The sequence below is a fragment of the Alkalihalobacillus sp. MEB130 genome (assembly GCF_032335535.1).
Classification (GTDB): domain Bacteria; phylum Bacillota; class Bacilli; order Bacillales; family Bacillaceae_D; genus Halalkalibacter.
Genome location: NZ_JAOANA010000047.1, coordinates 1 through 9,315, shown reverse-complemented (window position 1 = coordinate 9,315; position 9,315 = coordinate 1). Strand labels below are relative to the sequence as shown.

Sequence of the window (9,315 nt, the reverse complement as noted above, 5' to 3'; positions counted from 1 at the left end):
CGCCGCCAGCGTTCGTCCTGAGCCAGGATCAAACTCTCCATAAAAGTGTTTGAGTTTCATCACTTTAGTGATGGAACATAGCTCAAAATGTATCGCTAACGATACTTCATCATTTTTAATAAAACGACGAGAAAAAATTGACGAGATATCATGTATCTCTTTTTCGCTTGGCTTTTGTTCAGTTTTCAAAGAACTACTTGTCACTCGATAGCGACTTGAACATCATAACATCCTTCAACATTTGCTGTCAAATGTTTTTTTAAAATGTTTTGTTGTTTTTCATCAGCGCCTCGTCAGCGACAAGTAATAATATATCACCATAAAATTCATAAGTCAACAATATATCTAAATTTATTTTTCAATCGAATAAAAAGTCTTTTCTATCCCCATTACTTTCGTTCCGAGTTTCTCCGTATTAAGGAGGCCTTTCTCAACGAGGTGACGAATTAACAGCTCTAAATCAACGCAATAATCTTCCACTTCATGAAGGGACATTAACTCCGCTATAGAAAACAGATCTCCTTCTTTATCTTCTAATAAAGCTAGAAAATGTTGACTCCCCATCTCTGTTTTAGAGTGAATAGCCAGTTCCGTAGCTAAAATTAATAATTCAATTCGTTTCTCCAAAGACTCTTCACTATATAATAATTCCTGATATAACTTATACGTTTGAGGTTCAATCTGTTTCACCTGTTCCCATACAGTCACTTCCGGGTAAAAACCATGATTGATTAAAGCTAACCTGGCCAAATGATGAAGGGAGTGCATCATATTACTAAACGCATCAAAAAAATGTCCGTTATGAAACAAAGACTTTCCTTCTTCAAACCTTCTCAGCATTTTTGTAAACTGAATTGTCATTTTTTTGGCGCGATCACCTGGGGGAAAAGAATCAATTCTTTCTTTCACTTCTTTTAAAAATTCATTTCGATCAAAAACAATTTTCCCGTTAATTAACCAATCAACCAGTCTTCTATGGTTTCCAACTATTAATGTTTGATGCATCATCGCTTGACTCAAGGAGTGAAACGAAACTCTCTTTTCGCCAATTTTATAATGCTTAACTTCCCATGAAATAGTTTGATTATGATTAATCAGAACGATAACTACATCAAAACCGTCTGTAACCGATAAAGGCAAATATTCTTTTTCTACAAGAAGAATAGCAAGCGTTTCTTCTTCACTCGCTCGGTCTTGATATAGTTGTCGCAATAATACATCCATGTAATTCTTCCCCTCTCTGTGCCTACTGCTACTAAATAAATCACTCTTATTCATACACAGCTTTAAGATTTCAAAATTACAAGTTCTACATTAGTAAGGTATCTCCTGCAAAAGAAAGAAAGAAAGGAAACTTCTTTAACTGTTAACATTTCTTTCAGCGAGAATCTCTTCATTCTATGCTATACTACTACTAGATTTAGGAGGGACTTATAATGGCTCTGAAATATACAAATAAAATTAATAAGATTAGAACATTCGCCTTATCTCTTGTCTTCGTTGGGATTCTTGTTATGTACATTGGTATTTTCTTTAGAGAATCTTACATTATTATGACCTTAGCCATGTTACTAGGTTTTCTTTTTATTATTGGTAGTACCGTTGTTTATTTTTGGATTGGAATGCTTTCCACGAAAACAATCCAAGTCGTCTGTCCAACCTGCGGGGGAGCTACTAAAATGCTAGGTCGTGTTGATGCATGCATGCACTGCAGTGAACCTTTAACGATGGACAAATCATTAGAAGGAAAAGAATTTGACGAAGATTACAATCGAAAGTCTAAGAAGTAGAGCCAGCTCGCTCTACTTCTTTTTTATTTCTTTTCGCAAGAGGCGCTTGCCTCCCTCCCCTCGGAAAGCAAGCGCCTGCAGCGCAATGGAACGGACCCGTGCCAAACAAAAGAAAAAAAAACACCTTTCTCCACGAAAGGTGTTTAATGTTCAACTTTTTCCTTGCATTTCGGACATGTTCCATAGATCTCCATACGGTGACTGTGAACCTTAAATCCAGTTACATGCTCAGCCAAAGTTTCTACTTCATCTAATCCCGGATAATGAAAATCAACAATCTTTCCACAATCCCCACATATAACATGGTAATGATCAGATGTTACTGAATCAAATCTACTCGATGCATCACCATACGTTAACTCTTTTACGATGCCAGCTTCCTTGAATACGCGTAAGTTGTTATATACAGTCGCGACACTCATGTTCGGAAAACGCCCTTCTAAAGCCTTATATATATCATCAGCTGTTGGATGGGTCATTGATTCATAAAGGAATTCTAGTATCGCATGACGTTGTGGAGTCATACGGACGCGGGTGCTCTTCAAAGCATCAAGTGCATCTTGCAAACGATGATCAGACATTGTCATGCACCTCTCTTTCAAGTAACCATTCTTACTTTATAATTAGTATAATATAAAAAAAGTCAACCTGTCAATCGTACAAAAATTCAACTATTTCACCATTGTCAAAAATGGAGCTGCATCTTTTACATCAATGATGAACGAAGTGTAACGATGTGCTTGTTTGCTTTTTCTCTGCTTTCTTTTTTCATAGTTAACACAAACGTCTTTCAACGCTTGTTGAAGGTTCTCAAGATCTCCTTCTTCCACTCCAAATAAGAAAGTCGTATTTCCTTTCTTCCAGAAGCCACCTGAACTGGCCAACTCCGTCATTCGATATCCTTGCTTTTTCAACTGGACTTCCACTTCATCCGCGTATACATTATCAATAATACACACTAAAAGTTTCACGGCTCTTCCTCCATTCTAAATGGCCTTTACCTAAACTATTCTGCTTACTAGGTAGGGGTTCCTACTTTTCTCATATAAATTATGCTTTGGAGAGAGCAATTTTTTTACCTTTTAGCCACTAATTTTCCAATTCTTCTTTGACAAAAGTAAGAGCCTCTTCTACATGATCTTTCACTTTTACTTTCCGCCATTCTTTCACAAGGTTTCCTTGTTTATCAATAATGAAAGTGGAGCGTTCGATTCCCATATATTCTTTCCCAAAGTTCTTCTTCAATTTCCACACACCATACTGCTCTGCCACTTTGTGCTCTTCATCAGCTAATAATAGAAAAGGAAGTTGATACTTTTCTATGAACTTCGCATGTCTTGCTACAGGATCAGGACTCACTCCTAAAATAACTGTATCTAAGTCAGAAAAATCACTGATCTTATCTCGGAAATCACAAGCTTGTGTTGTACATCCAGGCGTCATATCTTTTGGATAAAAATATAATACAATATTTTTCCCTTTAAAATCTTCTAATGATACCATTTCCCCGTTATTTGCTGGCAAGGAAAATAGTGGAGCTTCTTGTCCCATTTCAATTGTCATGTACTTTCATCCTTTCCAAAATCGTTTATTGTAAGCGTAGCTCATGTTTGCTAGGAAAACAACTATTCCTCCTTCTTTGTAACTTGTAAAACAGACGTAACTACAAATGCCGCTGGAAGAATATAGCCAAACAACGCTTGTACCATCGCGATCATGCGCCCAATCCCTACTGGTACTAAATCACCATACCCAACAGATAGAAGAGTGACAGCACTAAAATAGATAATATCTTCTATAAGATGGTTAACGGTCCCTTCCACATGCGAGTTTCCCTCTTTTAACACCTCAAATCCTAGCAGCTCAAGCCCTAAATACAGGTTTGAAAAGGATAAAATCACGGTTATATAGACTAATAATAAGAGCGTGAAATGACGAAGTGAGACTGAATACGCTCCCCTTATAGGACGATATCGTAACAACATTAAGATACTGACAATCGTGCCGATGGTTGTCAGTACTAGCGCGCCAGAAATAATCCAATTCATCCCTCATCCCTCCTCGCTTATTTTTATGAGGATTGTCCATAGTCTAGAATCAGAGAACAAACGAGCTTCCAACGTAAAAAACTTGCCCTCCATCCTTCACTATGGTTGAATACAAACAGAAGACAAAGACATTAGGAGGACTGAGAATGAATTGGTCTCAATCAGAACTTTTATATAAAGAAGCTCAAGAACATATCGTTGGAGGAGTGAACAGTCCCTCTCGCGCTTATAAAGGCGTTGGTGGCGGAACTCCTGTTTTTATGGAAAAAGGACAAGGCGCTTATTTTTGGGATGTTGACGGAAATCGCTACATAGATTATTTAGCTGCATACGGTCCGATTATTACAGGACATGCCCACCCCCATATTACAAAAGCCATTCAAAAAGCTGCAGAAAATGGCGTCTTATACGGAACACCAACAAAGCTCGAAAATACGTTTGCTAAAATGCTAAAAGAGGCCATCCCTTCTCTAGAAAAAGTACGTTTCGTTAACTCAGGAACAGAAGCCGTGATGACCACAATCCGAGTTGCGCGTGCGTATACAGGAAGAGACAAAATCATTAAATTTGCAGGATGTTATCATGGTCACTCTGACCTCGTATTAGTCGCTGCTGGGTCTGGGCCATCGACTCTCGGAACTCCTGACTCTGCTGGAGTAACAAAAAGTATCGCGAAAGAAGTTATTACTGTTCCTTTTAATGATATTGAAGCTTATAAAGAAGCTTTAGAAAAATGGGGAGATGACATTGCGGCTGTTCTTGTTGAACCGATTGTTGGCAATTTCGGCATTGTCGAACCAAAGGAAGGTTTCTTAGAAGCCGTTAATACGCTCACTCATGATGCTGGCGCCCTTGTTATTTACGATGAAGTCATTACGGCTTTTCGTTTCATGTACGGCGGTGCCCAAAATTACCTTGGGGTTGAACCCGACATGACCGCACTCGGCAAGATCATCGGTGGTGGTCTCCCAATTGGGGCTTACGGCGGCAGAGTTGATATTATGGAAAAGGTTGCCCCTCTTGGACCAGCTTATCAAGCAGGTACAATGGCAGGAAATCCAGCTTCTATGAGTGCCGGTATTGCTTGTTTAGAAGTTCTACAAGAAAAAGGACTTTATGAGAAGTTAGATCACCTAGGTGCTTTATTAGAGGAAGGAATTCTATCTCTTGCTAAAAAACATAATCAAACGATAACTGTTAACCGTTTAAAAGGAGCTTTAACGGTCTACTTCACATCAGAAAAAGTGACCAACTACGAACAAGCGGAAGAAACTAACGGAGAGTTGTTCGGTCGTTTCTTTAAAGAAATGTTGCAACGCGGAGTGAATCTTGCTCCTTCTAAATATGAAGCATGGTTTTTAACAATTTCTCATACAGAAGATGATATTAAGGAAACCTTGCAAGCAGTTGATGAATCATTTGCGTCATTAAATAAATAAGCTTATTTTTGAAGGCTAACGTCTAACCAATGCGTCAGACATTAGTCTTCTTTTTTTCATTCCGCAAGAAAACTCTTGATTCCCCCACCTATCCATTGTATAGTACGCTTCGGTGTCATTTTTCTGGGTATGAAAAGAGGACATTTGCAATACTATCAATATCGATGGATTTTTTCATTCCACGCGAACACACAAAGGAGTTTAATGGATATATGAAACTTGGAGCTCGTATATTTAAAACGGGTCTTGCTGTTATGTTATCTCTATATTTAGCAATGTGGCTAAATTTAGAACCACCTATGTTTGCAGCACTCGCTGCAGCAATTGCTGTTCAACCATCTCTGTATCGAACGTTTCAAACGATACTAGAACAAATTCAGGCAAATTTAATTGGAGCTGTATTAGCCGTACTTTTCGTTGTGACGTTTGGACATGATCCATTCGTTGTCGGGCTTGTCGTCATCTTAGCTATTTCCATTATTTTAAAAGTAAAATTAGAGCCAACCACGATTCCGTTAGCGATCGTGACGGTCATTATTATCATGGAAAGCCCTGCAACAGATTTTATTCAATTTGCGACAGGACGTTTTGCCCTCGTTCTTCTTGGCGTTGTGGCTGCTTTTATTATTAATTTATTTTTCCTTCCTCCTAAATACGAAACAAAGCTGTATCATAAGCTTTTATCTGCTTCAGAAGAGATTAATCAATGGACAATGTTGCTCATACGCCACGCTGCTGACCACAGGGCTCTTAAGAAAGATTTAAATCATCTAGAAGAAAAGATGATGAAACTAGAAAATTTGTATTTACTTTATAAAGAAGAACGCAATTACTTTATGAAAAACAAATACGGAAAAGCAAGAAAAGTCGTCTTATACAGGCAAATGCTTGTGACGGCCAAAAAATCACTTTATGTGTTAAAAAACTTAGAAAGACGTTCCGAAATATTGCACTTAATGCCAAATGAAACTCATCAAAAATTTGAAAAGCAACTTCACTATTTATCTTCTTACCACGATCGAATCTTACTGCGCTATATCGGGAAAGTGCATGAAAATCATTCCGAGGAGCTTGTTCAGAAGATGAATATAGGAAAAGAAGAATTGATGAGCTATTATATAGGGCTTCAAAATCAAACTTGTATTGAGTATGATCAATGGCTCCGCCTCTTGCCAGCCGTTTCTCAGATGATTGAGTATCAAGAGCAACTAGAACACCTTGACCATCTTGTAGAAAGTTTCTTCACTTATCATCAGGAAGAAAATGAAGTGAAAATTCGAGAACGGGAAGAAGAATAACGAAAAAGAAGGCTCTACTTATTTAGTAAGTAGGGCCTTCTTTCATCATTGCTAATTAGTGTAACTGCTGTACATCAAACAGCTTTTGATAGCTTCCGTTTCGTTTCATTAATTCATCATGACTTCCCGTTTCAACAATTTCGCCATTTTCAATAACAACGATACGATCGGCGTGAGTAATCGTTGATAGTCGGTGAGCGACAATAAAGGTGGTACGGTCTTTGGCTAGTATTTCTAGTGCTTCTTGAATATAATGTTCACTTTCCAAATCTAGCGCAGATGTGGCCTCATCGAAAATAAGAATAGGCGGATTTTTCAAGAAGACTCGTGCGATCGCTACACGTTGCTTTTGTCCTCCTGAAAGCTTAACCCCTCTCTCTCCAACTTCTGTGTCATATCCTTTCGGAAGCCCCATAATAAAGTCATGAGCATTAGCCGCTTTTGCTGCAGCAATCACTTCTTCATCACTAGCATCCGGTCTTCCCATAAGAATATTTTGTTTCACAGAGTCACTAAATAAAATATTATCTTGCAGAACCATGCCAATATTGTCACGTAAGCTTCTTACTTTATACTCTTTTATATCCGTACCATCTAACAAAATTTGCCCTGAAGTCACATCATAAAAGCGCGGGATTAAACTGATTAACGTACTTTTTCCTCCCCCACTCATGCCAACAAAGGCAATCGTCTCGCCTTGCTTTACATCTAATTGCAAATTTTTCAATACAGGCTTTTCCTCATCATCGTAGTGAAACGTGACATTTCGAAATTCCAAGTGACCATCTGCACGATGAAGATGCTTAGACGTTGGCTCATCTTCAATATCATATTTTTCATCAATAAATTCAAACACCCTGTCCATTGACGCAATCGATTGAGTTAACGTTGTCGATGAATTTATTAGACGTCTAAGAGGACCATACAATCGCTCCATATACAATACGAAAGCGGTCATTGCACCTACTTCTAGATTGCCGATAATCACAAAATAACCAGCGACAAATATAACTAGCAACGGAGCAATGTCTGTAATCGTATTAACGACTGCAAATGTTTTCGCGTTCCATTTCGTATGATCAATCGCTCTGTTTAGAAAATGATTATTCCGCTTAGCAAAATGTTGTTGCTCATGATCTTCCAAGGCAAAGCTTCGAATCACACTCATTCCTTGAACTCGCTCATGTAAGTGCCCCTGCACTTCCGCTAATGCTTGTGATCGAGCTCTCGTTAAATGACGTAATCTGGCATAAAAATATTTAACCGAGAATCCGTAAAAAGGGAACATCGAAATGGCTACAAGGGTTAGCCACACATTCAGATTTAACATAATGATAATAGCAATGATGATGGTAAATAGATCAAGCCAGATATTCATTAAACCCGTAATTACAAAGTTCTTTGTCTGTTCCACATCATGAATGACGCGCGAGATAATTTCTCCCACTTTACGATTAGAATAATAACGTAAGCTCAATTTTTGAATATGAGTAAATAATTGATCGCGAATATCGTACAATACTTTGCTGCCGATCCACTGTGCGAAATACTGCCTAAAATATTCAATAGGCGGACGCAAAAAGACAAAAATAAAAAACATAGCAAGCATGACTTTTAGCAACATGGAGATCTTTTCATCTTGAGCAATCGCTTCAGCGAAAATAATATCGTCTATTACATACATCATGACTAATGGAAGTAATAAGGGAATCCCAAACTTCAAAACACCAATAAAAATCGTAACTATAATTGCCTTCCAATACGGCTTGACGAAAGCCATATAGCGCTTAATGCTATTCAGCTTCGTCACCCCCTCTTTTTCTCTAAGACAAAGGCCCGACTCTATAATAGAGAGCCAAAATGCTCATCAGAGTCAGACCCTTATTTTACCGATATTGTAAAAATCTTTCGTACCAATTCTCAACAAATTGAGGTGCAAACGGCCCTTTTCTTTGGTGAATCCATGAGATCAATTCATCAACACTTCTTTTGAGAATATCATCTACAGCTGGCGGATAATTCATGAGCTTTCGGTGCAAATCATATTCATCTTCATCCAAGAGCTTAAAGGTCATATCTGGGAACACCTTAATATCGAGGTCGTAATCAATATACTTTAATGCTTCCTCATCCCAAGTAAAAGGTGACCCAAGGTTGCAATAGTAATAAATACCATCTGATCGAATCATACCGATTGTGTTAAACCATTGTTCGGAATCAAAATAACATATAGCGGGCTCTCGTGTTCTCCAATTCCTTCCGTCCGATTCCTTCACTAGAATACGGTCATTCCCTCCAATTACAACCTTTGACGTCCCTTTAAGCACAATTGTTTCTTCCCAAATGCGATGAATCAATCCATTATGCTTATAGCTATGGATTTCAATGTTACTGCCTACTTTGGGAAAATTCATATTTAACTCCCTTCCTTGCATAGTTTCGGACGTCAGTAGGGTAGAGTAGTCAACTTATTCATTTGATAAAAAGCTTGTCTACTCTATTCTCTACCAAAAATTCTGACTTAAATCATTTTCAATTGCTTTCATTCTTCTCTATTATAACGTTTTGTTCCTTAATTTGAAATGCTAACCTCTTTTATGTAAAAAGTCGCATACAATCAAAACCACCAGTGTGAACTGGTGGTTTGCTCTGCGGCTGAAAGCCTCTCTTACCGGCCTTGGCCTAAAAGGCCCACTGAAGGGGTTTCCCGCCTGCACCACATTCACTCACTAATTCTAAA

General features: G+C 38.2%; 11 protein-coding genes. 3 read left to right on the top strand and 8 right to left on the bottom strand.

All coding sequences use genetic code 11. The features are described 5' to 3' along the window. Both N0O92_RS23335 and N0O92_RS23330 read right to left on the bottom strand, forming a co-directional pair. On the bottom strand, nucleotides 1–189 hold a 189-nt coding region (locus N0O92_RS23335), incomplete at its 3' end, for a hypothetical protein (protein ID WP_315617461.1). 162 nt (nucleotides 190–351) lie between these two features. Then, complete coding sequence (locus N0O92_RS23330) at nucleotides 352–1,224, bottom strand: nucleotidyltransferase-like protein (RefSeq protein WP_315617459.1); 873 nt, start codon at nucleotides 1,222–1,224, stop codon at nucleotides 352–354. Between the two features lie 212 nt (nucleotides 1,225–1,436). Between N0O92_RS23330 and N0O92_RS23325 the strand changes: the two genes are divergently transcribed. Further along, on the top strand, nucleotides 1,437–1,790 hold the full coding sequence (locus N0O92_RS23325) for a YgzB family protein (RefSeq protein ID WP_315617457.1): 354 nt from the start codon (nucleotides 1,437–1,439) through the stop codon (nucleotides 1,788–1,790). A 143-nt stretch (nucleotides 1,791–1,933) separates the two neighbouring features. Here the strand turns inward: N0O92_RS23325 and perR are convergent, their stop codons facing one another. The 4 genes from perR to N0O92_RS23305 form a co-directional block, all read right to left on the bottom strand. Next, nucleotides 1,934–2,371, bottom strand: coding sequence for a peroxide-responsive transcriptional repressor PerR (gene perR, locus N0O92_RS23320; protein ID WP_315617455.1), 438 nt, complete (start codon nucleotides 2,369–2,371; stop codon nucleotides 1,934–1,936). Between the two features lie 90 nt (nucleotides 2,372–2,461). Next, entirely contained in the window at nucleotides 2,462–2,761 is a 300-nt protein-coding gene (locus N0O92_RS23315; protein ID WP_315617453.1) for a cyclic-di-AMP receptor, read from the bottom strand. Between the two features lie 118 nt (nucleotides 2,762–2,879). Next, complete coding sequence (gene bcp, locus N0O92_RS23310; protein WP_315617451.1) at nucleotides 2,880–3,353, bottom strand: thioredoxin-dependent thiol peroxidase; 474 nt, start codon at nucleotides 3,351–3,353, stop codon at nucleotides 2,880–2,882. Nucleotides 3,354–3,415: 62 nt separating this feature from the next. Beyond that, entirely contained in the window at nucleotides 3,416–3,838 is a 423-nt protein-coding gene (locus N0O92_RS23305; RefSeq protein ID WP_315617449.1) for an ion channel, read from the bottom strand. A gap of 146 nt (nucleotides 3,839–3,984) precedes the next feature. On the opposite strand from N0O92_RS23305, the gene N0O92_RS23300 reads away from it, so the two are divergent. Together N0O92_RS23300 and N0O92_RS23295 are read left to right on the top strand one after the other, a co-directional pair. Continuing rightward, complete coding sequence (locus tag N0O92_RS23300; RefSeq protein WP_315617447.1) at nucleotides 3,985–5,277, top strand: glutamate-1-semialdehyde 2,1-aminomutase; 1,293 nt, start codon at nucleotides 3,985–3,987, stop codon at nucleotides 5,275–5,277. 212 nt (nucleotides 5,278–5,489) lie between these two features. Further along, nucleotides 5,490–6,575, top strand: a complete 1,086-nt coding sequence (locus N0O92_RS23295) for an FUSC family protein (protein WP_315617445.1) — start codon at nucleotides 5,490–5,492, stop codon at nucleotides 6,573–6,575. Nucleotides 6,576–6,630: 55 nt separating this feature from the next. On the opposite strand, the gene N0O92_RS23290 is transcribed toward N0O92_RS23295, so the two are convergent. Then, nucleotides 6,631–8,376, bottom strand: a complete 1,746-nt coding sequence (locus N0O92_RS23290) for an ABC transporter ATP-binding protein (protein WP_315617463.1) — start codon at nucleotides 8,374–8,376, stop codon at nucleotides 6,631–6,633. An 85-nt stretch (nucleotides 8,377–8,461) separates the two neighbouring features. Next, nucleotides 8,462–8,989 (bottom strand): nucleoside tri-diphosphate phosphatase, encoded by a 528-nt coding sequence (ntdP, locus tag N0O92_RS23285; protein ID WP_315617443.1) that lies wholly within the window; start codon nucleotides 8,987–8,989, stop codon nucleotides 8,462–8,464. Nucleotides 8,990–9,315: the final 326 nt, after the last annotated feature.